This is a genomic window from Cupriavidus consociatus (genome assembly GCF_017814975.1).
GTDB classification, from domain to species: domain Bacteria; phylum Pseudomonadota; class Gammaproteobacteria; order Burkholderiales; family Burkholderiaceae; genus Cupriavidus; species Cupriavidus consociatus.
Window position 1 is genome coordinate 182967 of the sequence record NZ_JAGIQA010000006.1, and the last position, 25090, is coordinate 208056.

Genomic DNA, 25090 nt, shown 5'->3' on the forward strand with positions numbered 1-25090 from the left:
GATGCCGGCTTCCCCCACCCGATCCCTGCCACTGGTGTACGCCTGCTCCGGCTGCTCCAGCGTGGCGCAACTGGCCAATGCCTGCGCGGTGCGGCTGGACCGCGGCGGCCGCGCCGAAATGTCGTGCATCAGCGGCGTGGGCGGTAGCGTGCCGGCGCTGACGCGCGTAGCGCGATCAGGCCGGCCGATCCTGGCGCTGGACGGCTGCCCGCTGGCGTGCGTGCAGGCTTGCCTGGCAAACGTGGGCGTGGTGCCGGACCAGCACCTGGTGCTGAATCGGCTGGGTGCGGTCAAGCGCCAGCACGGCGAATGCACCGAGGGCGAGACCGAGGCGGTGTGGCGGGAAGTCGAGGCGGCTCTGGAGCGCCTTGCGGGTGTGTAGGGCCGTGTAGGGCAGGCCGGACGCGCGGCGGCGCATCCGGCAAGGTGGCGCGTCAGGCCGCCGGCTTGTTGTAACGGGTGAACACCGAGGCCGCGCCGTCGGCCTTGACCAGCAGCACGTCGAAGGGATCCTTGCGCGAACCCTGTTCCATGCCTGGCGAACCGACCGGCATGCCAGGCACCGCCAGCCCCACCGCCTTGGGCTTGGCTGCCAGCAGCTTGCGGATATCGGCTGCCGGCACGTGCCCTTCGATCGCGTAGCCGCCGATATAGCCGGTGTGGCAGGAGCCAAAGCGCTCCGGCATGCCGAAGCGCTTGCGGTAGTCGCCGGTATCCTCGACGTCATGCACCGTCACGGCGAAGCCGTTGGCACGCAGGTGCTTGACCCATTCCTCGCAGCAGCCGCACAGCGGGCTCTTGTAGACCTCGATGGCGAGGGGCTTGGCCTGCGCAAAGGCATCGGCCGCGGGCCCCGGCACACCCACGGCGAGCGTGCCGAGCGCCAGCGCGCCCAGGGTGCCGAGAAAACGTCGTCGTTGCATCGTTGCTCCTTGCTGTGCCGCCTTACTGCGCCACCCAGCCGCCATCCATGTTCCAGATCGCGCCACGTACCTGGCGGGCCGCGTCGGACGACAGGAACACGGCCAGCGCGCCCAGTTCGTCGGGCGTCACGAACTCGCCCGAGGGCTGCTTCTCCAGCACCAGCTCGCGCTTGGCCTGCTCGACCGGGATGCCTTCCTTCTGCGCGCGGGCTTCGACCTGCTTCTGCACCAGCGGCGTCAGCACCCAGCCAGGGCAGATCGCGTTGGCGGTCACGCCGGTCTGCGCGGTTTCCAGCGCGGTCACCTTGGTCAAACCGACGATGCCATGCTTGGCTGCCACGTAGGCCGATTTCTGTGCCGACGCCACCAGCCCGTGCGCCGAGGCCACGTTGATGATGCGGCCCCAGTTCTTCTGGCGCATGCCGGGCAGTGCAAGGCGGGTGGTGTGGAACGCGGAAGTCAGGTTGATGGCGATGATCGCGTCCCAGCGCTCGGTGGGAAAGTCCTCGATCGGGGCCACGTGCTGGATGCCGGCGTTGTTGACCAGGATGTCGGCGCCGCCGAAGTCGGACTGCGCATAGCGCATCATGTCCTCGATCTCTGCCGCCTTGCTCATGTCCGCGCCGTGGTAGCCGACCTGGATGCCCTGGCCGGCCTGCGCGATCTCGTTCTTTGCGGCGTCCGCGTCACCAAAGCCATTGACGATGATGTTGGCGCCCTGGGCCGCCAGCGCCTTTGCGATGCCGAGCCCGATACCGCTGGTCGAGCCAGTTACCAGAGCGGTCTTGCCTTTGAGCATGTAAGCCTCCATCGAGAGAGATTCCACAGAAAGGAAAGGGCGGCCCGGGTGGCCGGGACCGCCTGGTCTGGCACAGCCACGCACCGGCACGCATCGACGTGCGGGCGCGTGCGGTGGCGCAGACAGTGTGCTGTGGCATTGTACCCGGTGCGGCGTACAATCCAGTTTTGCTCAACCACCGGCAGCGCCGCTTTTTCGCGGCCCCGGCCGCGTCCGTCAGGGAGTCCAGATGTCTGCCAGTCCGCGCCTCGGTTTTGTCCAGTGCATCAGTCCGGCGGGCCTGCACCGCATGGCCTATCACGAATGGGGGGATCCCGCGAATCCTCGCGTGCTGGTGTGCGCGCACGGGCTGACGCGCACCGGCCGCGACTTTGATGCGGTTGCCAGCGCGCTGTGCGGCGACTATCGCGTGGTATGCCCCGACGTGGTCGGGCGCGGCCGCTCGGAATGGCTGGTCAATCCGGACAGCTACATCGTGCCGCAGTACGTGTCCGACATGGTCACCCTGATCGCGCGGCTCAACGTGGAGAAGGTGGACTGGTTCGGCACCTCGATGGGCGGGCTGATCGGCATGGGGCTGGCGGGGCTGCCCGGGTCGCCGGTGCGCAAGCTGCTGCTGAACGACGTTGGCCCCAGGATCGCGCCGTCGGCGGTGGAGCGCATCGGTGCCTACCTGGGCCTGCCGGTACGCTTCAAGACCTTCGAGGAGGGCCTGGCTTACCTGCAGACCATCAGCGCTTCGTTCGGCCGCCACACGCCGGAGCAGTGGCGCGAGCTGAACGCCGCCATCCTGAAGCCGGTGCAGGGCGGCGATGGCCTGGAATGGGGCTTGCATTACGACCCGCAGCTGGCCATGCCCTTCCGCAAGTCCACGCCGGAAACGGTGGCGGCGGGCGAGGCCGCGCTGTGGCGCAGCTTCGAGGCCATTGAAGCCTCGGTGCTGGTGGTGCGCGGCGCCCAGTCCGACCTGCTGCTGCGCGAGACCGTCGCCGAGATGGTGGCGCGCGGCAAGCATGTGAGCTCGGTGGAAGTCCCTGAAGTGGGGCATGCACCAACCTTTGTCGATCCGGCGCAGATCGCGATCGCCCGGCAGTTTTTTGTCGGGTGAGTTTGCGCGCATCGCACGGCGGCTTTGTCCTTTTATCGATCAACGCATTGTCATGAGTAACCTTGAACTGAAGCGCGCCCACGTGGGCAAGCGTTTGTCCGAATATGCGGTCTACAACGGCGTGGTCTACCTCGCCGGACAGGTGCCCGAGGTCGACCCCAAGGCCGATATCCGCGGCCAGACGCGCGAGGTGCTCGGCCATATCGACCGGCTGCTGGCCGAGGCCGGCAGCGACAAGACCCGCATCCTGTCGTGCCAGATCTTCCTCACCAATGTCGATCTGATCGGCGAGATGAACGAGGTCTGGGACGCCTGGGTGCCACAAGGCAACACGCCCCCCCGCGCGACGGTGGAAGCCCGCCTGGCCAATCCCGATTACCTGATCGAAGTGGTGGTGACCGCTGCGCTCAACTGATGCAGGCGTAGGGACATGGTGACGTCGACCGACCTGGCTGGCCGGGTCGTAGGCATTCCGGATGCTGAACTGGTGGGCCGTGCGCTGGCGTACGTGCGCGAGCACGGCACCGGCGTGGCGCTGCCTACGGGCGAGACTGTGCAGGCGCACGCCGAGGGGATGCTGCGCATTCTCGATGGCCTGCGCGTAGACGATGCCGCGCGCGCGGCCGCCTGCCTGTTCGGGTTGGCGGCATTCGTGCCCGAGACCGAAGCCGAGATCGAGCCGCGCTTCGGCGAGGAAGTGGCGCGGCTGGTCAATGGTGTGCGGCAACTGCTGCGCATTGGTGCCATCGCCGGCAATCGCCCTGATGTGGAAGCGGCCGCGCCGTCGAAGAACGAGGCGCAGGCGCGCCACGAACAGGTCGAGGCGCTGCGCAAGATGCTGCTGGCGTTCGCGCAGGACATCCGCGTGGTGCTGGTGCGGCTGGCCTCGCGGCTGCAGACGCTGCGCTGGATGGCCGAGACCAAGCGCACGCCGACCCCGGGCGTGGCGCGCGAAACGCTCGACATCTACGCGCCGCTGGCCAACCGCCTGGGTATCTGGCAGATGAAGTGGGAACTGGAAGACCTGGCGTTCCGCTTCGAGCAGCCCGACACCTACAAGCGCATCGCCAGGCTGCTGGACGAAAAGCGCATCGAGCGCGAAGGCTATATCGCCGGCGCGATCGCGCGGCTGCAGTCCGAGCTGACGGCCGCGGGCATTCGTGCCGAGGTGAGCGGCCGGCCCAAGCACATCTACAGCATCTGGAAGAAGATGCGCGGCAAGGAGCTGGATTTCGCCGACCTGTACGATGTGCGCGCCTTCCGCGTGATCGTCGACGATATCAAGGACTGCTATACGGTGCTGGGTATCGTCCACCACATCTGGCAGCCGATCCCGCGCGAGTTCGACGATTACATTTCGCGCCCCAAGGCCAACGGCTACAAGTCGCTGCACACGGTGGTGATCGGCGATGATGGCCGCGCCTTCGAGGTGCAGATCCGCACGCACGAGATGCACCACTTCGCCGAATACGGCGTGGCGGCCCACTGGCGCTACAAGGAAGCGGGCAGCAAGGGCTACGGTGGGCAGTTCTCCGCCAGCGAACGCTACGACGAGAAAATCGCCTGGCTGCGCCAGCTGCTGGCATGGAAGGATGATGCCGACCACAGCGTGGCGCACGACGAGTGGGAGCAGCTCAAGCACGCCGCGATCGACGACCACATCTATGTGCTGACACCGCAGGCCCGCGTGGTGGCGCTGCCGCAGGGCGCCACGCCGCTGGACTTTGCCTATTACCTGCACAGCGACCTGGGCCACCGCTGCCGCGGCGCGCGCGTGGACGGCACCATGGTGCCGCAGAATACCACGCTGAAGAACGGCCAGACTGTCGAGATCATCGCGGTCAAGCAGGGCGGGCCGTCGCGCGACTGGCTCAACGCGGAGCTTGGCTACCTGGCCAGCAGCCGTGCGCGCGCCAAGGTGCGGGCGTGGTTCAATGCGCTCGATTCGCAGGAGACCATCGCGCAGGGCCGCGCGCTGATCGACAAGACCCTGCAGCGCGAGGGCAAGACCGCGGTCAAGCTGGAAGACCTGGCCGCGCGGCTGAGCTTCAAGACGCCCGACGACCTGTTTGCCGCGGTGGCAAAGGACGAGTTCAGCCTGCGCCATGTCGAGCACGCGCTGCGTCACCCGGAAGGCGAAATTCAGGCGCCGCTCAGCGAAGAAGACGCCGTCACCAAGAAGAGCCGCGCGACCAGCGTGGCGCGTGGCGCCAAGAGCGGCGTGCTGGTGGTGGGCGTGGATTCGCTGATGACGCAGATGTCGCGCTGCTGCAAGCCGGCGCCGCCGGACGATATCGTCGGCTTTGTCACGCGCGGACGCGGGGTGTCGATCCACCGGCGCAACTGCCATACCTTCCAGCAATTGTCGGCGCGCGCGCCGGAGCGGGTTATCCAGACCGAGTGGGGCAAGAAGAGCCATGCCGCGGTCTATCCGGTCGACATCCATGTCGAAGCGATTGACCGGCAAGGGCTGCTGCGCGATATCTCGGAGGTGCTGTCGCGCGAGAAGATCAACGTCACCGGCGTAAAGACGTTGTCGAGCAAGGGCGTGGCACGCATGCAGTTCACCGCGGAGGTGTCGGAGGCCACGCAGTTGCAGCGCGCGTTGTCACTGATCGAAGAGGTGCAGGGGGTATTGCAGGCAAAAAGAAAGTGATGCTATACTTGCGTCTTCGCTAGGCTCGTAGCTCAGCTGGTTAGAGCACCACCTTGACATGGTGGGGGTCGTTGGTTCGAGTCCAATCGAGCCTACCAACGAATTGCAGTACAACGAAGTGCGGCAAGTCCGATTCAACCTGAAATGGAACGGAAAGGCACCATGTTTATGACACCGCGAACTACTACCGCTGGCAAGCGACAGTAGTCGAGGTGCGCCTTCCGACCCGGTTGAAACGGGTTTGACAAAGAGAAACGCGGCCTTGGCCGCGTTTTTTTTCGTCTGTCGCCTGCCGGCAGCCTGATAAGCTGCCGCTCTCGCGCGTTTCGGCGGTGCGAAGTGTGCAGCAAAAAACAATCGAACAATCGCCGGGTCGCGCAGCCGCGGACCGGTGCCCGCAAGATGCAGTTTGATCCGCCCGGCTCAGGCGCAGCGCGCCGCCGGCGGAATCCTGGAGAGTCCAAATGATCGCAATCACGCTGCCGGATGGGTCCCGCCGCGAGTTCCCGGGCCCGGTAACGGTTGCCGAAGTGGCGCAGAGCATCGGCACCGGCCTGGCCAAGGCCGCGCTGGCCGGCAAGGTGGACGGCAAGCTGGTCGACACGAGCTACAGGATCGAGGACGACGCCCAGCTGGCCATCGTCACGGACAAGGACGCCGACGGCGTCGACGTCATCCGCCACTCCACGGCGCACTTGCTTGCCTATGCCGTCAAGGAACTGTATCCGGAAGCGCAGGTAACGATCGGGCCGGTGATCGAGAATGGCTTCTATTACGACTTCGCCTACAAGCGTCCCTTCACGCCGGAAGACCTGGCCGCCATCGAGAAGAAGATGACGGAGCTCTCCCGCAAGGACGAGAAGGTCACGCGCGAAGTGTGGAACCGCGATGAGGCGGTGGCGCTGTTCGAGTCGATGGGCGAGAAGTACAAGGCCGAGATCATCGCGTCGATCCCGGCCGACCAGGAAATCGGCCTGTACCGCGAAGGCAATTTCGTCGACCTGTGCCGCGGCCCCCATGTGCCGTCGACGGGCAAGCTCAAGGTCTTCAAGCTGATGAAGGTGGCCGGCGCCTACTGGCGCGGCGACTCCAACAACGAGATGCTGCAGCGCGTCTACGGCACGGCCTGGGCCAAAAAGGAAGACCAGGAAGCCTACCTGCACATGCTGGAAGAGGCCGAGAAGCGCGACCACCGCAAGCTGGGCAAGACGCTCGACCTGTTCCACCTGCAGGAAGAGGCGCCCGGCATGGTGTTCTGGCACCCGAAGGGCTGGCAGGTGTGGCAGGCCGTCGAGCAATACATGCGCGGCCGCCTGGGCGACGCTGGCTACGACGAGGTGCGCACGCCGCAGGTGATGGACCGTTCGCTCTGGGAAAAGTCCGGCCACTGGCAGAACTACAAAGAGAACATGTTTGTGACGGAGTCGGAGAAGCACGACTACGCGATCAAGCCGATGAACTGCCCGGGCCACGTGCAGATCTTCAACCACGGCCTGCGCTCGTACCGCGACCTGCCGCTGCGCCTGGCTGAGTTTGGCGCCTGCCACCGCAACGAGCCTTCGGGCGCGCTGCATGGCCTGATGCGCGTGCGCGGCTTTGTGCAGGACGATGCCCACATCTTCTGCACGGAAGAGCAGATCGTGGCCGAGGCCAAGGCGTTCAATGAACTGGCCTTCTCGGTCTACGACGACTTCGGCTTCAAGAACGTTTCGGTGAAGCTGTCACTGCGCCCCGATCAGCGCGCCGGCTCCGACGAGGTCTGGGACCACGCCGAGGAAGGCCTGCGCCTGGCGCTGCGCGCCTGCGGCGTGGAATGGGAAGAGCTGCCGGGCGAGGGCGCGTTCTATGGCCCGAAGGTGGAGTACCACATCAAGGACGCGATCGGCCGCTCGTGGCAATGCGGCACGTTGCAGCTCGACCTGGTGCTGCCGGAGCGCCTGGGTGCCGAATACGTCTCCGAGGACAACTCGCGCAAGCGCCCGGTGATGCTGCATCGCGCGATCCTGGGCTCATTCGAGCGCTTCCTGGGCATTTTGCTGGAAAACCACGCCGGCGCGCTGCCCGCCTGGCTTGCGCCGGAGCAGGTAGTGGTCATGAATATTGCGGATTCGCAGGCCGAATACGCCGAAAACGTCGTGCAATTGCTGCAAAAACAAGGGTTTAGGGCCAAGGCCGATTTGCGCAACGAGAAAATTACGTATAAAATCCGCGAGCATTCCCTTCAGAAGGTTCCTTACCTGCTAGTGGTAGGCGACAAGGAAAGGGATGCCAATCAAGTGGCCGTGCGTGCCCGTGGCAACGTGGATCTGGGTGTGATGCCCGTCTCCGCGTTTGTTGAGCGTCTGCAACACGACGTCGCCAGCAAAGCCTGAGGGTGGTGAGCACGGCTTGTTTTTTTGTCTTCTTGAGGTAACGCAACATCGCTACGGACAAAGGTCATCGCATCAACCGGGAAATCAGCGCGCCTGAACTGCGCCTGGTAGGGGTTGATAACGAGCAGCTCGGCATCGTCAAGTTCATGGACGCTCTGCGGCTGGCTGAGGACAAGGACTTGGACCTGGTGGAGATCGCCCCCAACGCGACTCCGCCCGTCGCCCGGATCATGGATTACGGGAAGTTCAAGTACGAGGAAGCCAAGCGCGCCCACGAGGCCAAGCTGAAGCAGAAGATCATCCAGGTCAAGGAAGTCAAGTTCCGGCCGGGTACGGATGATGGCGACTACAACGTCAAGCTGCGCAACCTGAAGCGCTTCCTGGAAGATGGCGACAAGACCAAGATCACGCTGCGGTTCCGTGGTCGCGAGATGGCCCACCAGGAAATCGGCGCGCGCATGCTCGAACGCCTGAAGGCGGATCTGGAAGAGATCGGTCAGGTCGAGCAGATGCCGAAGATGGAAGGGCGCCAGATGGTGATGGTGCTCGCCCCCAAGAAGAAGAAGTAATTCTTGCGCGGTGCCGCGGCCGGGATGCCAGTGCTTCCCGGCGTTGCTTCGTGCGGAAGTCGCGCGTGCCCGCAAGGGCATCGTGCAACAACAAGTGGATGCGGGTCTTGCAAGCGTCGGCGTGAGCCGTCCACCTGCATGCATGTCATATGAGCTGGAGTTTTTCATGCCGAAGATGAAGACGAAGAAAAGCGCTTCCAAGCGCTTTACTGCCCGTCCGAACGGTTCGTTCAAGCGTGGCCAGGCCTTCAAGCGTCACATCCTGACCAAGAAGACCACCAAGAACAAGCGTCAACTGCGCGGTACTCAGGACGTCCATGAGACGAACCTGAAGTCGGTTCGCGCGATGATGCCTTACGCATAACCCCTGACGAAAACGAAAGGAGAATTACATGCCTCGAGTAAAGCGTGGGGTCACTGCACGGGCCCGTCACAAGAAAGTTATCGACGCTGCCAAGGGTTACCGCGGCCGTCGCAATAATGTCTATCGCATCGCCAAGCAGGCGGTCATGCGTGCTGGTCAGTACGCGTACCGCGATCGCCGCAACAAGAAGCGCGTGTTCCGCGCTCTGTGGATTGCGCGTATCAATGCCGCGACGCGTGAGCATGGCATGACCTACAGCGTGTTCATGAACGGTCTGAAGAAGGCCTCGATTGAACTGGACCGCAAGGTGCTGTCGGACATGGCTATTCACGACAAGCCTGCCTTTGCCGCCATCGTCAACCAGGTGAAAGCCACCGTTGCCTGATGCCGGCTGCGGCAGCGCGTAAGCGCCGCCGGGCAAGCACCGACCGCAAGGTCGACCGCTGACCGCAAGGTCCGCTGAAACGGGGCTCCTCACCGAGCCCCGTTTTTATTTGCGGTTCCGGATACCGCTTTGCGTTTGTTATCGAGGCGGCATCCGGAAACGCATACCGCACGTAGTGCCAACCCGCGTCGGGCCGGCTTTGTCTTTTGACATTGCACCGCCGACGTCAGAACACTCCACGACCGCCGCCATGTCCCAGGATCTGGACCAAATCGTCGCTGACGCCCAGGCCGCTTTCGCCGCCGCCAATGACAACGCCACGCTGGAAAACGAAAAGGCCCGCTTCCTGGGCAAGACCGGCGCGCTGACCGAACTGCTCAAGGGCCTCGGCAAGCTTGACCCGGAGACCCGCAAGAGCGAGGGCGCGCGCATCAACCAGGTCAAGCAGCAAGTGGAAGCCGCGCTGCAGGCGCGACGCCAGGCGCTGGCCGATGCGCTGATGAACGCACGCCTGGCCGCCGAAGCCATCGACGTCACGCTGCCGGGCCGCGCGGTTGGCCGCGGCAGCCTGCATCCGGTGATGCGCACGTGGGAGCGTGTCGAGCAGATCTTCGGCTCGATCGGCTTCGACGTGGCCGACGGCCCCGAGATCGAAACCGACTGGATGAACTTCACCGCGCTGAACAACCCGGACAACCATCCGGCGCGTTCGATGCAGGATACCTTCTACGTCGACGGCCGCGACAGCGACGACAAGCTCCTGCTGCTGCGCACGCACACCAGCCCGATGCAGGTGCGCTACGCGAAGATGCACGTGGAGAAGTACGCGGGCAAGGCGATGCCGCCGATCAAGGTGATCTGCCCTGGCCGCACCTATCGCGTCGACAGCGACGCCACCCACTCGCCGATGTTCAACCAGGTGGAAGGCCTGTGGATCGGCGAGGACGTCAGCTTTGCCGACCTGAAGGGCGTGTACACCGATTTCCTGCGCAAGTTCTTCGAGCGCGATGACATCCACGTGCGCTTCCGTCCGTCGTACTTCCCGTTCACCGAGCCGTCGGCGGAAATCGACATGGCCTTCGGCAATGGGAAATGGCTGGAAATTTCCGGTTCGGGGCAGGTGCACCCGAACGTGCTGCGCAACATGGGCCTCGATCCCGAGCGCTATATCGGTTTCGCGTTCGGCTCCGGCCTCGAGCGCCTGACCATGCTGCGCTATGGCATCAACGACCTGCGCCTGTTCTTCGAGGGCGACGTGCGCTTCCTGCGCCAGTTCGCCTGACAGGCGCATCGTCAAACTCGTCACCGACTACACAGAATACTTACCGGATCAGAAGCGCCATGCAATTCTCGGAATCCTGGCTTCGCACCTTCGCCAACCCTGAAAAGATTTCCACCGACGCGCTGTCGCACAGCCTGACCATGGCTGGGCTGGAAGTGGAAGAGGTGGGCCCGGTCGCGCCGCCGTTCGACAAGGTGGTGGTCGCGCACGTGCTGTCGACCGAGCGACATCCCAACGCTGACCGCCTCAACGTGTGCCAGGTCGATGCCGGCACCGGCGAAACCCTGCAGATCGTCTGCGGCGCGCCCAACGTCAAGCCCGGCATCAAGGTGCCGTGCGCACTGGTCGGCGCGATGCTGCCGCCGGCAGAGGACGGCGGCCAGCCGTTCGAGATCAAGGTCGGCAAGCTGCGTGGCGTGGACAGCTACGGCATGCTGTGCTCGGCGCGTGAACTGAAGCTGTCCGAAGAGCACGGCGGCCTGTTGGTACTGCCGGAAGATGCGTCGGTCGGCCAGAATATCCGCGAGTACCTTGACCTGGATGACCAGGTCTTCGTCATCAAGCTGACGCCGAACAAGGCGGATTGCCTGTCGATCCACGGCGTTGCGCGCGAAGTGGCGGCCCTGACCGGTGCCGCGCTGAACCTGCCCGACATGAAGCCGGTGCCGGTGACGATCCAGGACAAGCTGCCGGTCAAGGTGTCGGCGCCCGACCTGTGCGGCCGCTTCTCCGGCCGCATCATCCGCGGCGTCAATGCGCGTGCCGTCACGCCGCAGTGGATGGTGCAGCGCCTGGAGCGCTCGGGCCAGCGCAGCGTGTCCGCGCTGGTCGATATCTCGAACTACGTGATGCTGGAGCTGGGCCGTCCGTCGCACGTGTTCGACCTGCACAAGATCCACGGCGGCCTCGACGTGCGCTGGGGCCGCAAGGGCGAACAGATCAAGCTGCTGAACGGCAATACCATCGAGGTCGACGAGCAGGTCGGCGTGATCGCCGATGACAAGGAAATCGAAAGCCTGGCCGGCATCATGGGTGGCGACAGCACTGCCGTCACGCTGGACACCACCGACATCTACCTCGAAGCCGCATTCTGGTGGCCGGCCGCGATCCAGGGCCGCAGCCGCCGCTACAACTTCTCGACCGACGCTGGGCACCGTTTCGAGCGCGGCGTGGACTACGCCACCACAGTCGAGCATATCGAGCGCATCACGGCGTTGATCCTCGAGATCTGCGGCGGCCAGGCCGGTCCGGTGGACGACCACGTGGTCAACCTGCCGGTGCGCAAGCCAGTCAGCCTGCGCGTGGCGCGCGCCGAGCGCGTACTGGGCATCGAGCTGTCGCCGGCCGCCATCGCCGATGTGTTCCAGCGTCTGCAACTGCCGTTCACGCGCGCGCAAGGCGCCGAAGGCGAAGTGTTTGAAGTCACACCGCCGAGCTACCGCTTCGACATCGAGATCGAGGAAGACCTGATCGAGGAAGTCGCGCGCATCTACGGCTTCGAGCGCATCCCGGCGCGTCCGCCGGTCGCCGAAAGCGAAATGCGTCCGACCCACGAAGCCCGCCGTTCGACGCACGTGGTGCGCCACGCGCTGGCTGCGCGCGACTACCAGGAAGTCATCAACTTCGCCTTCGTCGAAGAGAAGTGGGAGCGCGACTTCGCCGCCAACGACAAGCCGATCCGCCTGCTGAACCCGATCGCCAGCCAGCTGGCCGTGATGCGTTCGTCGCTGGTCGGCGGCCTGGTCGACAAGGTGCGCTACAACCTGAACCGCAAGGCCGCGCGCGTGCGCATGTTTGAAGTGGGCCGCGTGTTCCATCGCGACGAGAACGTGAAGGATGGCGGCCTGACGGTGGCCGGCTACCACCAGCCGATGATGGCCGCGGGCATCGCCTATGGCCCGGCGTTCGAAGAGCAGTGGGGGATCGCCACGCGCAATGTCGATTTCTTCGACGTGAAGGGCGATGTCGAGGCGCTGTTCCATCCGCGCGTGCCGCGCTTCGAGCCGGTGGCGCACCCGGCGCTGCATCCTGGCCGCGCCGCGCGCGTGCTGGTCGATGGCAAGCCGGTTGGCGTGGTCGGTGAACTGCATCCGCGCTGGCTGCAGGAATACGAACTGCAGCACGCACCGGTGCTGTTCGAACTGGAGCTCGACGCGCTGCGCGAGACCGGCCTGCCTGCGTACACCGAAATCTCCAAGTTCCCGGCCGCCGTGCGCGACCTGGCAGTGGTGGTGAAGCAATCGGTACGCGTGCAGGACATGCTCGACGCCATGCGCGCAGCGCTGGAAAAGCAGGGCTATGGCCGCTTCTGCCAGGGCCTGGTGCTGTTTGACGAGTTCCGCCCCAAGGCCGCTTCGGCCGCCATCGGCGCGGACGAGAAAAGCCTTGCGTTCCGGGTGACCTTGCAAGATACTGGGTCGACCCTCCAGGACGAAACCGTCGACAGCGCAGTGCGCTGCATGGTCGACGCGCTGACAGAGGCCTTCCAGGCCCGGCTGCGCGGCTAGACCGACGCCACTAGCGACGGCTTACGATAAACAAGGGCGCCCGGGCCTGGCCCCGGGCGGATCGCCAGACAGACACTAGAGCGATCGACATGAATGATCGAGACGCGAATTCCATGACCGCTGCAGCACTGGGTGACATGAGCGACCGGCAGGCTTCCACCCTTGACGACGCGACGCCGGATACGCGCGCGCCCGAAGTTCCCACGCTGACCAAGGCCGAACTTGCCGAGATGCTGTTCGACCAGGTCGGCCTGAACAAGCGCGAATCCAAGGACATGGTCGAAGCCTTCTTCGACGTCATCCGCGAAGCGCTGGAGCAGGGCGACAGCGTCAAGCTGTCCGGCTTCGGCAATTTCCAGTTGCGCGACAAGCCGCAGCGTCCCGGCCGCAATCCCAAGACCGGTGAAGTGATTCCGATCACCGCGCGCCGGGTCGTGACGTTCCACGCCAGCCAGAAACTCAAGGGCCTGGTCGAAGAGCGCGCGGATATCGCCGGCTGACGCTTTGCCGCGTTATCGCTTCACCCGAAAGGCGGATTGCTTCCGCAGGCCTGCATCGGTATCCTTCTGGGCGCGCAAAACCTGCGCGCCAACCTTATGGCCGGCATGGCCTGACGCTCGTCTACACACTGCATGTCGGACAAATCCAGCGAACGCATCGCGTTGCCGCCGATCCCGGCCAAGCGCTACTTCACCATCGGTGAGGTGAGCGAGCTTTGCGCCGTCAAGCCGCATGTCCTGCGCTACTGGGAGCAGGAGTTCACGCAGCTCAAGCCGGTCAAGCGCCGCGGCAACCGCCGCTACTACCAGCACCATGAAGTGCTGCTGATCCGGCGCATCCGCGAGCTGCTGTACGAGCAGGGCTTCACCATCAACGGCGCACGCAACCGGCTCGACGAAGGACGTCATCACACCGCCGCTGCGGCGGAAGCCGCTGACGAACGCCGCGAGGAAAGCCCGGCAGCCTTGTCGATCGATGTAGCCGGTCTGCGCAACGAACTGGTCGAGGTGCAGCACCTGCTCGCGCAGTTGCGCGAGATCGCTAAGCGCGGATAATTTGTGCGCCCGGAGCTAGTCATACGGGAAATGCTTCTGATATAATCTTCTTCTTTCGGGGCGTAGCGCAGCCTGGTAGCGTACCTGCATGGGGTGCAGGTGGTCGGAGGTTCAAATCCTCTCGCCCCGACCAGTCAAATCAACGGGTTACAGATGCAAGTCTGTAACCCGTTTTGTTTTTCAGGTGTCGCGGCCGATTTGTCCCCCACGTTGTCCCCCACAGCGCGCCAAGCTGGCTGACGATGGGGGGCAGCGCATGTCCATCAGGTTCGTCAACGGCCTGATCGTTTCGGGGGCCAGCGATCAGCCAGCCCATCTTCGGCGATTCGTTGACCAGCCGCTCGATGGCGAGGTCGCGCGTGCCGGCTTCGGCAAACCCATGCGGGTCGGAGCAGATCTGCCGGATGATATTCTGCTCGGACCGGCTCAATTGTATGAGGCGCTAAGGGCACAGCCGGGAATGCCGCCGGCCGCGGGCAGGCTCTAGTTCTCGAATACCCTTAGACGCGGATGGCTCGCACCAAGGGAGGTTTGCCCAGTGGATGCTTTGGGGTTTGCAGCCGCTCTTTGTCGCTTTAGGTCGTCACGCTGAACGGAGCATGGCTATGCACGATACAGTCATCATTCTCGTCGGAACGATCTCGCTGGTGCTGGTCGGCCTGTGGGTGGCCTGGAAGGTCATCGTTTATCTCGATCGAGCGAGAACCCGCAGGCTGGAGAACGCAGATTACGTCACCATGTGCGTCCATGGCGAGAATGGCATGCGGTTTCGCGTACGGCGCCACGTCTCCGAACTGTCCAGTCCGGACGATGACTATGATGTTCCGGCGTTCCTGCGCAAGGAGCCGCAGGCGCCGGATGACTCATTGTCAATTGCTCGCAAAGGACAGTGACGGCGTTGCTCGCCTGCCGGCAGCAGCAGGCCATGGCGTGTTGTTGCTGGCGGTGAAGGCACGATAGGGCTTCACGTAGGCAGCCAATCCAAACGGGCTTTATCGTCGACGTTACTGGCACGATGCGGCAGCGTCAGCCGCTGGCAGGCATCGCTGCACGTATTAGCCGAGCGCCGTCGCGGTGGACCGCGCGAGCGAAAAAGTAGTGCCTGGTTGATTGGCTGGCTCCTTGGGATGGCAAGCCAGGCAGTCGTTCGCTGGCACGGAATTGCTCAATGCGCCGGCAAGGCGGCGCTATCCGGCGGTGTTCAGTGGTTCGGCTCGAATCTTTTTTTGGTTCATCGCCGATTTCAGGGGCGAGTCGATGTCCGACGGCCGAGTTCGGCCAGTTCCAGCCACATGTCCATCGCCTTGCCCCGTCATTCGAACGTCGGCTCCAATCTCAAAAACGGACTTCTGCTGGCGGTCGGTACATTTAGTTCCCCGTCCGCCACAGCCATTTGAAACAATCGAGGCCGCCTAGTCCGGAACATAGCCGATCTCCTTCAGCTTCTGGGCATGGCGCCGGGACGACTCGCTCAACTGAGCCGCCAGTTCTTCCATGGGCACGCCTAGCGGGGGCTCCATCCCGATCTCCGCAATCTTCTTGCGGAATGCAGGCGACTGCACGATGGCCATGGCCGACTTGCGTAGCTGGGCGCTGACATCGGGCGACGTGCCGGAGGCAATCCATAGTCCGATCCATACGACTTGCGTCAACTTCGGATAGCCCAGCTCCGCGACGGTAGGAACGCTCGGAAGGCTGGAAAGACGCTGAGGCGCCGTGGTTGCAAGGGCCTTCAACCGGTTGGACTTCACGAATGGCAGCGATGTGGCCGGACCGTCGAACATGAACTGCACATGGCCACCCATGATGTCAGTCAACGCCGGCGGAGATCCCTTGTACGCGACATGCACCATATCGAGCCCGGCAATCCTGTTCAGTTCTACGCCGAGGATATGGGACTGGGTCCCGAGCCCAAATGATGCGTATTGCGTCTTGCCCCGATTCTGTCTGGCATAGCTAAGCGCTTCCTGGAAAGTGCTCACAGGCACGCTGTTGCCGGCCACGAACACCAGCCCGCTTCGCGCCAGGTCGGTCACCGGCGTCAACGCTTTCAGCGGGTCGACTGACATCTTGATGATATGGGGAGCTTCTGACGCGAAAGCGTTGGTTCCGATCAGCAGCGTCGATCCGTTCTTCGGCGATTTCAGGAGCTCGCGAATTGCAACGACGCCGCTGCCGCCCGGCAGATTCTCCACGACAGGCACCGCGTTGGGAATGACGGACGGCATTGAACCAGCAAACACCCTGGCGATGGTGTCCACCGTCCCCCCGGCTGGGCCGGTAACAATGATCCGGATCGGCCCCGAATCGGCGGGCGCCGCATGCACATAGCCAGACGTAAGGAGCATACCGGCTGCCAGACCGAGCGATCTCCAGATGGACATTCTTGTCTCCAATCGTGATTGCTGGAACCCGCTGGTTCGATGCGCGAGCGGGCCCGGTTTTGATCAGTGGTCGCGCCTCAGGCCGTCCAGGACGGCTGACCGGTCCGGCCCTCTTTGCGGTTGGGCAGGTAGCCCACCTTCCTGAGCGTCTCGTCCGTGGTCTCGTACTGCTCGCCGATACGATAGATGCGACGGGCCTCGTCAGCGGTCGCCACTTCCCGGTACAGGCTGCGGGACATGTTCACCAGGCGCTCCACTTGCTGCACGGACGTCATACGCTCTCCCTTGCGGCCCCAAAGCGTGTCTTCGATGCCGCAGCGCGCATGGAAGCCCATTGCGATCGCCATTGTGGTCAGCGGATGGACGTAGCGCATAAAGGACTCCACGGTGAAGACCGCGTTATCGGGCAAGCGGTTGGCCATTTCCAGCAGGTTGCGCGGATTCGGTCCTTCGGAGCCCCCGCCGAGCTGTACCCAGTTCACCAGCAGCGGCCCTTTGTAGATGCCTCGGCGAATCAGCCGCTCGATGGATTCCATCTTGGCGATCTGGCCGACCATGAAATGCGGCTGGATGCCGGCGGCTTGCAGGCGCTTGAGATGCTCTTCCACAAACACGGGCCCGGCCTCGTAGGACATGTTGCGGTACGCCTCGTACATCGCCGGCTCGGCCATGGACGTCCCCGCGTATTCCTCCGGCGGATGCATCTCGGTGACGTTCATCGTGGCGCTGTTGACCACGATCGTCACCTGGTCCGGCTTGGGGCTAAGTTCAGCCAGCATGTGGCGCGTATCGTCGCTCAGCCATTTGGCAGCCGCCCCGTCGTTCTCTGGCGCAAAGGAAATGGAGCCGCCCACCTGCAGAATCATCTTCGGTACGGCTTCGCGCAGGCGTGCAAGCAGTTCGTTGAACATGGACAGCCGCTTGCTGCCTTTGCCATCGGCCTCGCGCACATGCACGTGCAGCACCGTGGCGCCGGCGTTATAGCAATCGACCGCTTTCTGGACCTGTTCATCCATACTCACAGCGATATCGTCCGAGTCGCTGGGCAGCCACTGCGGGCCGTAGGGTGCCACCTGGATGACCAGGGGTTCCTGGTTCTCGGGCAACAGGGAATCATCAAGGAATTGCACGGTTGTCTCCTTGGTTGGAATCTGGATTGAAATGGATGCTGCAACGGGGATCGATGGCCCCAATCGGTCAGATCAGTTCGCGGATCAGGTCGCGCGCCAGCGGCCATTCGCCATAGCCGGCGGCAGGATTGAGGTGGCCGACTTCACCAAGCTCGGCGAGGCGGCTGCCCCAGTCGTTAGCCATTTCTGCCACCCGCGCGAAGCTGGCCAGCGGATCATTGCGGCTCGCCGCCACGATGCTCGGGAACGGCAGCGCAACGCGGGGAATCGGCAGCCAGCCATTCCGCTCGAGTTCGTCGCGTGGTGTATGCCCGGCCGGCAACGGGGTTTCCATGTCGGGCGGCGTTGCGAGCAAGGCGCCGTGAATCTGCCGGTCGCACTGCCTTGCCCAGTGCACGGTCGTCATGACACCGGCGCTATGGGCGACCAGGATCACGGGGCCGCTGATGCGGGCCAGTACCGCATCCAGCGCCGCCACGCGCGCCGCGCAGCTCAGCCTGTCCCGTTCAAGCGGTGGCACGGAGACGGCGTTGGGCAATTGCGCTTCCAGCAGTGTCTGCCAGTGTTCGGCCACGTGATCGCGCAGGCCGGGGACGATCAGAATCGTAGGGTTCATTTCAGGGCATGCCTTGGTTTGGTGGATCACTGTCCCGACTCAGAACGGCTTGCTGCCGATGATTCCGGCTCGCTCCATCTTGCGATGGCAGGGCGGGTAGTCCATGACGGCGTAGTGCTGTGTGGCACTGTTGTCCCAGATCGCCACGCTGTTGGGTTGCCAGCGCCAGCGCACCTGGTACTCGGGGACGTATGCCTGGCTGATCAGGTACCGGAGCAGCTCGCCGGCTCCCGGGTTGGCATCCTGGCCATAGCGGACATGCGCCGCGGTGTGGAAGTTGGTGAAGTGCGTAGTGAATACATTGACGTACAGGAGCTTTTCGCCGGTCTCCGGGTGCGTCCGGACCACCGGGTGCTCGGCGTCGGGGTATTGCGCCTTGAGGGCAAGCCGCTTCTCCATCGGCATGGCCGCGCCGAAGGTGGCCTCGATGCTGTGACGGGCACGCAGGTCAGCGATCTGCGTCTTGACCCGGTCCGGCAGTTTTTCATAGGCGAGGACCATGTTCGCCCACATGGTGTCGCCGCCGAGTGGCGGGCATTCCACGCATCGCAGCACGGCGCCAAATGGCGGCGCTTCACGCCACGTGGCATCCGAATGCCAGGCGTTCTCATAGCGGTCAGGCGGCTGGTCGGGCTTCTTGTAGATGCGGACGAGGCCGGGGTTTTCCGGGTCCGAGCCCGCGACCGGATGATCCTCCAGTTCGCCGAAGCGGCGTGCGAACGCGGCATGCTCGGCGCGAGTGAAATCCTGCCCACGGAGAAACAGCACACGGTGCCTGAGCAAGGCCTTGCGGAGTTCCGCAAACAGAGCGTCGTCGTGAATGGCATCGGCCAGCTTGACACCGGTGATTTCGGCGCCCAGCGCATGAGTCAGTTGCTCGATTCGCATGGTGCAATAGGGAGAAGAAGTTCGGTCGATGCGGAGGTTCCAGTGCTATGCGCGCTGTTCAAGGCACCAGCACGGTGGCGCCAGTCGTCTGCCGCGATTCCAGCGCGCGATGGGCGTCGGCGGCGTCGCGCAGCGCGTAGGTCTGTTTCGGTTCGCTCGAGATCTTTCCGGCCAGCACGAGATCGAACAGTTCCGTAGCCATCGACAGCATGTGCGAGCGCGGCGTTGCGTAGTGCGCCATCGCCGGGCGCGTGACCCAGATGGAGCCCTTCAGCGCGAGGGTCAGCGCATCGAACGACACCGGGCCCGAACTGCTCCCATTGCTGACCAAGGTGCCGCGCACCTGAAGGCTGTCCAGCGACGCCTGCAGCGTGTCCTTGCCGACGGAATCGAACACCACTGGCACGCCCTTGCCGTCGGTAAGTTCGCGCACGCGCTCGGCGATGTTTTCGCGAGACGTGACGATCGTGTGCGTACAGCCGTTCGCCCTGGCGATCTCGGCTTTCTCGTCGCTGCTGACGGTGCCGATCATCGTCACACCCAAGGCGCGCGCCCATTGGCAGGCAATCAGACCTACACCGCCCGCCGCGGCGTGGTAGAGAATCGTCTCCCCACCCTTGAGCGGGTAGACCTGGCGGAACAGGTACTGGGCGGTCATTCCCTTCATGATCAGCGTTGACGCCGTACGATCGGAGACGCCATCGGGCAGGGGAATCAGGACGTTCGCAGGCATCACGCGAACATCTGAATAGGCGCCCTGGGGTCCCATCAGGTAGCCGACGCGGTCACCCGCGCGAACATCAGTCACGCCGGGGCCGACCGCCTCGACGACCCCCACGGCATCCGAGCCCAGGCCACTCGGCAGGGCCAGTGGGTAGTAGCCAGTGCGGTGATAGACGTCGATAAAGTTGACGGCGATATAGCTATGTCGCACGCGCGCTTGGCCTGGTCCCGGCTCGCCGACGTCCACGTCTTCGAGCTTCAGGACTTCCGGGCCCCCGGTTTCGTACAAGCGGATTGCCTGTGGCATCTAGTTCTCCCAATTAGCGCTGGCTGTCTGCAGCACGCGGTGAAGTTGTTGGCTACTATATGGCGGCAGCGCGAATTGCCTTTTAGTTTTCGCGCCATGTTTTTAATAATTGGCGCCAGTGCGCGTAAACACCGAGGCATGCCAGTGACCATCACTCGCCAGAGAAACCAAGTGTCGGAAAACAGTCCTGATGCGCGAGCCGCTGCGCTCACCAGCTACCCGCAGGTAGCCCTGCGGCTCGGCCTGAACCCTCACGAGTTCATGCGCCGATTCGGCCTTGACCCGGCCACCCTGATGAACCGGGAACAGCGCATTCCGTTTGCGTCGCTGTGTCACCTGCTCGAAGCGACCGCTGCGGAATCATCGACGCCTTCCGTGGGCATCCAGATGGCCGAAGCGCGCACGGCGTTCGACTTTGGCGTCATCGGCGTGCTGCTCGCGCACAAGCGGACGTTGCGGGAAGTATTGAATGCGATGATGCATTACCGTCACCTGCTCAATGACGCCCTCGGACTTTACGTCGAGACCACCGGTTCGCAGGTGATTGTTCGTGAGGAAAATCTCTGTGATATCGGCGTCTGGCCGCGGCAGACAATGGAGCTTGCAGTCGGCGTCCTGGTGCGTACCTGTGGCGCGGTGCTGGGACCGGACTGGCGTCCCGCCAGCATACATTTCACGCATGCCGCCCCGGCGGACCTCCGGGTCCACAGCCGGATCTTCGGCTGCCCGCTGGTGTTCGAGAGCGAGTTCAACGGCTTCGTCTGCCTTGCGAGCGATTTGGACCGGCTGAACCCGATGGCGGATCCCGAACTGGTGCGCTACGCGGAGGGACTCGCCGAGTCCGCCAGCGCCGGCGGCCGGCAGACCATCAGCGCCGAGGTCCGCAACGCGATCTACCTGTTGCTCCCGGTCGAGCAGGCCACGACCGAGCACGTGGCGCGTCACCTGCACCTGAGCGTGCGATCCCTTCAGCGCCATCTCGAAGACGCGGAGACCACGTTTTCAAACCTGCTCGATGAAGTACGGCAGGAGCTTGCCGTCCGTTATATGAGCAACGAGCGCTACCCGATCGGGCGGGTAGCCTCGCTGCTCGGTTACACACAGCAGGCGTCCTTTACCCAATGGTTTTCCCGGCGCTTCGGCATGGCGCCGCGCACCTGGCGCGCCACACGGCCATCCCACCCGAACACGCGCGCCAAATGACCCGCTACTTGCCGCGCGCGGCACGCCAGGCACGCGGGGTAGTACCGAATCGTGCAGTGAACCACTGCGTAAACGAGGACTGGCGGGAATAGCCCAGCAGCGTCGCCACCTGACCGATGGGGTAGCGCCTGTTGGTCAGGTACCGCACGGCAAGCTCCTGGCGCACGTCCTCGACAAGGTTCGAGAAACTCGTGCCCGTCGCCTCAAGCTGACGCTGCATGGTCCGCACGCTCAGATGCAGATACAGGGCGACCTCGTCCACGGTGGCTTGTTCGATCGGCAGCAAAAGGTGGATGGTCTTGCGCACGTCGAGCACGATGGACTCGGGACCCGAAACATTGAGCGGACGGGCCATGCTTTCGGCGTACTTCACCAGCTCAGGGTCCGCATTGGGATTGGGGCGATCCAGATCCGCCGCCGCGCAGACGAGACCGTTGAAGTCGCTGTCGAACTCGACCGGGCAGCCAAAAAACTGGCGATGAAAACGCCGGTCTTCCGGAGCCGGATGCGTGAAATTTACGCTCCAGGGCTTCCAATGCTCGCCCAGCAGTCCAACGCAGGTGCGCGACAGCAGCCCGACCGCGAGTTCCGTCGCCTGACGCGTCGAAATGCCTGGGGACGCCATGATCTCCTCGCGCACCACGACCTTGTCGCCGCCGCTCTCCACATGGATGGTCAGGGCTTCGTTCAGCAAATGGCGGTACTGCACCGCAGCCAGCAAGACCTCGCGCAACGTGCGCTTGTGCGACAGCACCAGCTCGATCATGCCGAAATCGAAGGGCTGGCGTGTATCGGCCATCTGCAACCCGAACGTCGCACAGTTGGACTTTCCGGCAGCCGTCTCCAGTAATTGGCAAACGGATGAAATGGGCAGGCGGCGCTCGGAATCCGCCAGCACGGCCGCATCCAGACCGACTTGCCGCAGAAGATCCTGCGGAGCCAGCCCGAAGCGTCTTGCCACCTGCAAAAAGCCACTCAGGGCCCGTGCGCGGACCATCGGATCGGCCACTTTCTTGTCCTCGTCATTTGGAAAGGCCGCGCACGCGTTACTTCTTCGCGTTTACGCGGAGTGGCGCGAAAACGAAAAACTATGGCGCCTGAAGCGAAAAGTTTAATGCATCGCCCGCCTACAGTGGAGCCCATGCCGAACCGCGCCTCCCGGCAAGCCCAGGAGCGCCAAAGCAGCGCCTTTCCCACAGGAGACAACCATGCAATTCCTTGACGATTCGCTCCACCCCGAAAATCAACAGAAGGTGGTCATCACCGTCGCGCCGTACGCCCCCGAGTGGATGCCCTCCGACTTCCCGGAGGACATCGCAGTGACCATGGAGGAGCAGATCCAGAAGGCAGTCGACTGCTATGAGGCTGGCGCCCGCGTGCTCCACCTGCATGTGCGGGAGTTGGACGGCAAAGGCTCCAAGCGCCTGTCGAAGTTCAACGAACTGATCGCCGGCGTGCGCAAGGCCGTGCCTGAGATGATCATCCAGGTGGGCGGCTCGATCTCGTTCGCGCCGGAAGACGAAGGCCAGGCAGCGAAGTGGCTGTCGGATGACACCCGGCACATGTTGGCGGAACTCGATCCCAAGCCGGACCAGGTGACGGTGGCCATCAACACCACCCAGATGAACATCATGGAACTGATGACGCCCGACACCGTGGCGGGTACGACTCTTTCCGAGCCGGCCTTGCAGCATGCCTACCGCGAAATGACCGTGCCGGCCGGCCCGGGCTGGGTGGAGGAGCACCTGCGACGCCTGCAGGCTGCCGGCATCCAGCCGCACTTCCAGCTCGCCGGTATTCACTCCTACGAGACGCTCGAGCGCATGATCCGGCGCGGCATCTACAAGGGCCCGGTGAACCTGACCTGGATCGGCATCGCCGGTGGCGTGGACGGCCCCAACCCGTTCAACTTCATGCATCTCCTGCAACGCGCGGCAGATGGCATCTGTGTCACGTCCGAGTCTCTTCTGCGCAATGTCCTGCCGATCAACATGATGTCGATGGCCATGGGCTTCCATCCGCGCGTCGGCACGGAAGACACGCTGACGGACCAGCGCGGCAACCGCATGACCTCTGTGCAGCAGATCCAGCAGTGCGTGCGCGTCGCCAATGAACTCGGCCGCGAAATTGCCAGCGGCAAGGAAGCGCGCGAGATCTACCGCATTGGCACCTGGTACGACAGCGTCGACGAGACGCTCGCTGCCAACGGCATGGCGCCCAACCGTCTGCCGGGAGTCCGGGGCGTGCCGCTGCGCGCCGTAGCCTGACGGCGTGCCGCCTGGCCCACCAGCGTGGGCCAGGCACCGACCGCACCGACCGCACCGACCGCACCGACCGCACCGACCGCACCGACCGCACCGACCGCACCGACCGCACCGACCGAATACACAGGGGGCTTTCAAAGAAAAAGCCCCCGACTCGGAGACCGCATCATGAACTTCCATTCCGCCGCCCCGGGCAACAATGACCGCGACGGCTACCTCGTCAGCAAGCCGAAGGCCTGGTTCGCCTTTGCCATGACCTTCGCGCTGATGCTGTTCGACTACATCGACCGGCAGGTCATCGTCTCGCTGTTCCCGCACCTGAAAGCTGCCTGGGGGCTGTCGGACATGCAGCTCGGCGGCCTGGTGTCGATCATCTCGATCGTCGTTGCCGCTGGCGGCCTGCCGGTGGCGCTGCTCGCCGACCGCTTCGGGCGGGTCAAGAGTATTTTCGTGATGGCAACGGTGTGGAGCCTTGCCACGATCTCCTGCATGTTCACCCGCAACTACAGCCAGCTCTTCCTGGCCCGTGCCATCGTCGGTGCGGGCGAAACTGGATACGGCTCGGTCGGCGGCGCCCTGATCGCGAGCCTGTTTCCCAAGCGGCTGCGCGCCACGCTGCTGGGCGCCTTCCTCGCGGCGGCATCGATCGGCTCCGTGCTGGGCGTAGTGCTGGGCGGCGTCGTCGCAGCGCGCTGGGGCTGGGAAGCCGCGTTCGGCGTGGTTGGAGTTCCCGGCCTGATCCTGGCCGTCCTGTACTTGCTGGTGCCGGATTACAAGACCGTAGAGATTGCACCGCGCACCGAGCGCCAGCCATCGACGATGGGCTTCGTCACGCAGACCGTGCGCGCACTGACTGGTTCACCTACCGTCTGGTGGACATGCATCGGCGCGGCGTGCCAGCTCATTGTCGTCTCGACGATCTGGTCGTGGCTGCCCAGCTACTTCAACCGGTATCACGGCGCCGCCGCCGACAAGGCGGCCATGCTGGCCGCGATCATCGTGCTCTGCGGCGCAGCGGGATCCTTCTTCTGGGGCGTGGCGGCCGATGCCGTCGCTGTCCGTCGTCCGCGCAACAAGCTGGTGCTGATGGCCTCGCTGTCCACCGCGACGCTGCTGGTTTTCATGACCGCCTTCGGCGTCCCGATGGGTGCCAACGCGCAGTTTCTGCTGACTGCCTTCGGCGGCCTGCTGATGATGTGCACGGTCGCGCCCGCTTCCAGCGTGGTGTTCAACGTGATCCATCCCGGCCTGCGTTCTACGGGGGCGGCAATGCTGGCCCTGTTCCAGAACCTCCTCGGGCTGGCTGTCGGGCCCTTCGTGGGCGGCCTGGTATCCGATGCGTGGGGCCTGCAGACGGCGCTTGCGGTCATGCCTGCCTTCGGGCTGCTTGCCGCGCTGTGCTTCCTGCGCGCCATGCGTACGTATGAAGCGGACCTGGCCAAGGTTGCCGACGTCCGCATCGATGCCGCCACGCCCGCAGTGTCCCCGGTCGCGGTATCCGCCTGAGACCGCGCTGACTTTCACCTTCCGGCTGTGTCGTGACACGACGCAGCCA

25 protein-coding genes and 2 tRNA genes are annotated in these 25090 nt (G+C 64.1%); 19 read left to right on the forward strand and 8 right to left on the reverse strand.

Annotation, left to right across the window (positions count from 1 at the left end):
* Position 1 precedes the first annotated feature (1 nt).
* Entirely contained in the window at positions 2-382 is a 381-nt protein-coding gene (locus tag J8I82_RS10825) for a putative zinc-binding protein (protein ID WP_209757147.1), read from the forward strand.
* 52 nt (positions 383-434) lie between these two features.
* On the opposite strand, the gene J8I82_RS10830 is transcribed toward J8I82_RS10825, so the two are convergent.
* Entirely contained in the window at positions 435-923 is a 489-nt protein-coding gene (locus tag J8I82_RS10830; RefSeq protein WP_209757149.1) for a DUF411 domain-containing protein, read from the reverse strand.
* A 22-nt stretch (positions 924-945) separates the two neighbouring features.
* Positions 946-1722: a 3-hydroxybutyrate dehydrogenase gene (locus J8I82_RS10835; RefSeq protein ID WP_209757150.1), complete on the reverse strand. Its 777-nt coding sequence runs from the start codon at positions 1720-1722 to the stop codon at positions 946-948.
* Between the two features lie 229 nt (positions 1723-1951).
* Here J8I82_RS10835 and J8I82_RS10840 point away from each other — a divergent pair, with 229 nt between their 5' ends.
* From J8I82_RS10840 to J8I82_RS10910, 15 genes are all read left to right on the forward strand, one after another.
* Entirely contained in the window at positions 1952-2830 is an 879-nt protein-coding gene (locus J8I82_RS10840) for an alpha/beta fold hydrolase (protein ID WP_209757152.1), read from the forward strand.
* Between the two features lie 52 nt (positions 2831-2882).
* Entirely contained in the window at positions 2883-3245 is a 363-nt protein-coding gene (locus J8I82_RS10845; RefSeq protein ID WP_063238517.1) for a RidA family protein, read from the forward strand.
* A 15-nt stretch (positions 3246-3260) separates the two neighbouring features.
* Positions 3261-5486 (forward strand): RelA/SpoT family protein, encoded by a 2226-nt coding sequence (locus J8I82_RS10850; RefSeq protein WP_209757154.1) that lies wholly within the window; start codon positions 3261-3263, stop codon positions 5484-5486.
* A 21-nt stretch (positions 5487-5507) separates the two neighbouring features.
* A tRNA-Val gene (locus J8I82_RS10855) sits at positions 5508-5584 on the forward strand.
* Positions 5585-5950: 366 nt separating this feature from the next.
* Positions 5951-7858 carry a threonine--tRNA ligase gene (thrS, locus tag J8I82_RS10860; protein ID WP_209757156.1) on the forward strand — a complete coding sequence of 636 codons (1908 nt, stop codon included), beginning with the start codon at positions 5951-5953 and terminating at the stop codon, positions 7856-7858.
* A gap of 47 nt (positions 7859-7905) precedes the next feature.
* The gene (gene infC, locus J8I82_RS10865; RefSeq protein ID WP_081479471.1) at positions 7906-8427 is read left to right on the forward strand and encodes a translation initiation factor IF-3; all 522 of its coding nucleotides are present in this window, start codon (positions 7906-7908) and stop codon (positions 8425-8427) included.
* A gap of 166 nt (positions 8428-8593) precedes the next feature.
* Complete coding sequence (gene rpmI / locus J8I82_RS10870) at positions 8594-8791, forward strand: 50S ribosomal protein L35 (RefSeq protein ID WP_006575466.1); 198 nt, start codon at positions 8594-8596, stop codon at positions 8789-8791.
* A 28-nt stretch (positions 8792-8819) separates the two neighbouring features.
* Positions 8820-9176, forward strand: coding sequence for a 50S ribosomal protein L20 (gene rplT / locus J8I82_RS10875; protein ID WP_008650487.1), 357 nt, complete (start codon positions 8820-8822; stop codon positions 9174-9176).
* 250 nt (positions 9177-9426) lie between these two features.
* Complete coding sequence (gene pheS / locus J8I82_RS10880; RefSeq protein ID WP_209757158.1) at positions 9427-10458, forward strand: phenylalanine--tRNA ligase subunit alpha; 1032 nt, start codon at positions 9427-9429, stop codon at positions 10456-10458.
* A gap of 59 nt (positions 10459-10517) precedes the next feature.
* Positions 10518-12965, forward strand: coding sequence for a phenylalanine--tRNA ligase subunit beta (gene pheT / locus J8I82_RS10885; RefSeq protein WP_209757160.1), 2448 nt, complete (start codon positions 10518-10520; stop codon positions 12963-12965).
* A gap of 89 nt (positions 12966-13054) precedes the next feature.
* Positions 13055-13465, forward strand: a complete 411-nt coding sequence (locus J8I82_RS10890; RefSeq protein WP_063238522.1) for an integration host factor subunit alpha — start codon at positions 13055-13057, stop codon at positions 13463-13465.
* 132 nt (positions 13466-13597) lie between these two features.
* Positions 13598-14020 carry a MerR family transcriptional regulator gene (locus J8I82_RS10895; protein ID WP_209757162.1) on the forward strand — a complete coding sequence of 141 codons (423 nt, stop codon included), beginning with the start codon at positions 13598-13600 and terminating at the stop codon, positions 14018-14020.
* A gap of 56 nt (positions 14021-14076) precedes the next feature.
* Positions 14077-14153, forward strand: a tRNA-Pro gene (locus tag J8I82_RS10900).
* A 123-nt stretch (positions 14154-14276) separates the two neighbouring features.
* Positions 14277-14507 (forward strand): hypothetical protein, encoded by a 231-nt coding sequence (locus J8I82_RS10905; protein WP_209757165.1) that lies wholly within the window; start codon positions 14277-14279, stop codon positions 14505-14507.
* 118 nt (positions 14508-14625) lie between these two features.
* Positions 14626-14913, forward strand: a complete 288-nt coding sequence (locus J8I82_RS10910; RefSeq protein ID WP_209757167.1) for a hypothetical protein — start codon at positions 14626-14628, stop codon at positions 14911-14913.
* Positions 14914-15432: 519 nt separating this feature from the next.
* Here the strand turns inward: J8I82_RS10910 and J8I82_RS10915 are convergent.
* The 5 genes from J8I82_RS10915 to J8I82_RS10935 form a co-directional block, all read right to left on the reverse strand.
* Positions 15433-16404, reverse strand: a complete 972-nt coding sequence (locus J8I82_RS10915) for a Bug family tripartite tricarboxylate transporter substrate binding protein (RefSeq protein ID WP_209757169.1) — start codon at positions 16402-16404, stop codon at positions 15433-15435.
* 77 nt (positions 16405-16481) lie between these two features.
* Entirely contained in the window at positions 16482-17534 is a 1053-nt protein-coding gene (locus J8I82_RS10920; protein ID WP_209757339.1) for a beta-keto acid cleavage family enzyme, read from the reverse strand.
* 67 nt (positions 17535-17601) lie between these two features.
* Entirely contained in the window at positions 17602-18150 is a 549-nt protein-coding gene (locus J8I82_RS10925) for an RBBP9/YdeN family alpha/beta hydrolase (protein ID WP_209757170.1), read from the reverse strand.
* Positions 18151-18189: 39 nt separating this feature from the next.
* Entirely contained in the window at positions 18190-19038 is an 849-nt protein-coding gene (locus J8I82_RS10930; protein WP_209757178.1) for a TauD/TfdA dioxygenase family protein, read from the reverse strand.
* 58 nt (positions 19039-19096) lie between these two features.
* Positions 19097-20068, reverse strand: a complete 972-nt coding sequence (locus J8I82_RS10935; RefSeq protein ID WP_209757180.1) for a quinone oxidoreductase family protein — start codon at positions 20066-20068, stop codon at positions 19097-19099.
* Between the two features lie 138 nt (positions 20069-20206).
* On the opposite strand from J8I82_RS10935, the gene J8I82_RS10940 reads away from it, so the two are divergent.
* Positions 20207-21271 carry an AraC family transcriptional regulator gene (locus J8I82_RS10940; protein WP_209757182.1) on the forward strand — a complete coding sequence of 355 codons (1065 nt, stop codon included), beginning with the start codon at positions 20207-20209 and terminating at the stop codon, positions 21269-21271.
* 4 nt (positions 21272-21275) lie between these two features.
* Here the strand turns inward: J8I82_RS10940 and J8I82_RS10945 are convergent, their stop codons facing one another.
* Positions 21276-22268: an AraC family transcriptional regulator gene (locus J8I82_RS10945; protein WP_209757342.1), complete on the reverse strand. Its 993-nt coding sequence runs from the start codon at positions 22266-22268 to the stop codon at positions 21276-21278.
* A 211-nt stretch (positions 22269-22479) separates the two neighbouring features.
* Between J8I82_RS10945 and J8I82_RS10950 the strand changes: the two genes are divergently transcribed.
* Positions 22480-23538, forward strand: coding sequence for a beta-keto acid cleavage family enzyme (locus tag J8I82_RS10950; protein ID WP_209757184.1), 1059 nt, complete (start codon positions 22480-22482; stop codon positions 23536-23538).
* Between the two features lie 165 nt (positions 23539-23703).
* Positions 23704-25041: an MFS transporter gene (locus J8I82_RS10955; protein WP_209757186.1), complete on the forward strand. Its 1338-nt coding sequence runs from the start codon at positions 23704-23706 to the stop codon at positions 25039-25041.
* The last annotated feature ends 49 nt before the right edge of the window (positions 25042-25090 follow it).

Coding starts and splice junctions, on each gene's coding strand:
- thrS (WP_209757156.1), top strand. CDS start 5,951: ATGATCGCAATCACGCTGCCGGATGGGTCCCGCCGCGAGTTCCCGGGC.
- J8I82_RS10850 (WP_209757154.1), top strand. CDS start 3,261: ATGGTGACGTCGACCGACCTGGCTGGCCGGGTCGTAGGCATTCCGGAT.
- rplT (WP_008650487.1), top strand. CDS start 8,820: ATGCCTCGAGTAAAGCGTGGGGTCACTGCACGGGCCCGTCACAAGAAA.
- J8I82_RS10845 (WP_063238517.1), top strand. CDS start 2,883: ATGAGTAACCTTGAACTGAAGCGCGCCCACGTGGGCAAGCGTTTGTCC.
- J8I82_RS10905 (WP_209757165.1), top strand. CDS start 14,277: ATGTCCATCAGGTTCGTCAACGGCCTGATCGTTTCGGGGGCCAGCGAT.
- rpmI (WP_006575466.1), top strand. CDS start 8,594: ATGCCGAAGATGAAGACGAAGAAAAGCGCTTCCAAGCGCTTTACTGCC.
- J8I82_RS10915 (WP_209757169.1), bottom strand. CDS start 16,404: ATGTCCATCTGGAGATCGCTCGGTCTGGCAGCCGGTATGCTCCTTACG.
- J8I82_RS10840 (WP_209757152.1), top strand. CDS start 1,952: ATGTCTGCCAGTCCGCGCCTCGGTTTTGTCCAGTGCATCAGTCCGGCG.
- J8I82_RS10950 (WP_209757184.1), top strand. CDS start 22,480: ATGCAATTCCTTGACGATTCGCTCCACCCCGAAAATCAACAGAAGGTG.
- pheS (WP_209757158.1), top strand. CDS start 9,427: ATGTCCCAGGATCTGGACCAAATCGTCGCTGACGCCCAGGCCGCTTTC.
- J8I82_RS10825 (WP_209757147.1), top strand. CDS start 2: ATGCCGGCTTCCCCCACCCGATCCCTGCCACTGGTGTACGCCTGCTCC.
- J8I82_RS10830 (WP_209757149.1), bottom strand. CDS start 923: ATGCAACGACGACGTTTTCTCGGCACCCTGGGCGCGCTGGCGCTCGGC.
- J8I82_RS10835 (WP_209757150.1), bottom strand. CDS start 1,722: ATGCTCAAAGGCAAGACCGCTCTGGTAACTGGCTCGACCAGCGGTATC.
- J8I82_RS10890 (WP_063238522.1), top strand. CDS start 13,055: ATGAATGATCGAGACGCGAATTCCATGACCGCTGCAGCACTGGGTGAC.
- J8I82_RS10945 (WP_209757342.1), bottom strand. CDS start 22,268: ATGGTCCGCGCACGGGCCCTGAGTGGCTTTTTGCAGGTGGCAAGACGC.
- J8I82_RS10895 (WP_209757162.1), top strand. CDS start 13,598: ATGTCGGACAAATCCAGCGAACGCATCGCGTTGCCGCCGATCCCGGCC.
- J8I82_RS10910 (WP_209757167.1), top strand. CDS start 14,626: ATGCACGATACAGTCATCATTCTCGTCGGAACGATCTCGCTGGTGCTG.
- J8I82_RS10935 (WP_209757180.1), bottom strand. CDS start 20,068: ATGCCACAGGCAATCCGCTTGTACGAAACCGGGGGCCCGGAAGTCCTG.
- J8I82_RS10930 (WP_209757178.1), bottom strand. CDS start 19,038: ATGCGAATCGAGCAACTGACTCATGCGCTGGGCGCCGAAATCACCGGT.
- J8I82_RS10940 (WP_209757182.1), top strand. CDS start 20,207: ATGCCAGTGACCATCACTCGCCAGAGAAACCAAGTGTCGGAAAACAGT.
- J8I82_RS10925 (WP_209757170.1), bottom strand. CDS start 18,150: ATGAACCCTACGATTCTGATCGTCCCCGGCCTGCGCGATCACGTGGCC.
- J8I82_RS10955 (WP_209757186.1), top strand. CDS start 23,704: ATGAACTTCCATTCCGCCGCCCCGGGCAACAATGACCGCGACGGCTAC.
- pheT (WP_209757160.1), top strand. CDS start 10,518: ATGCAATTCTCGGAATCCTGGCTTCGCACCTTCGCCAACCCTGAAAAG.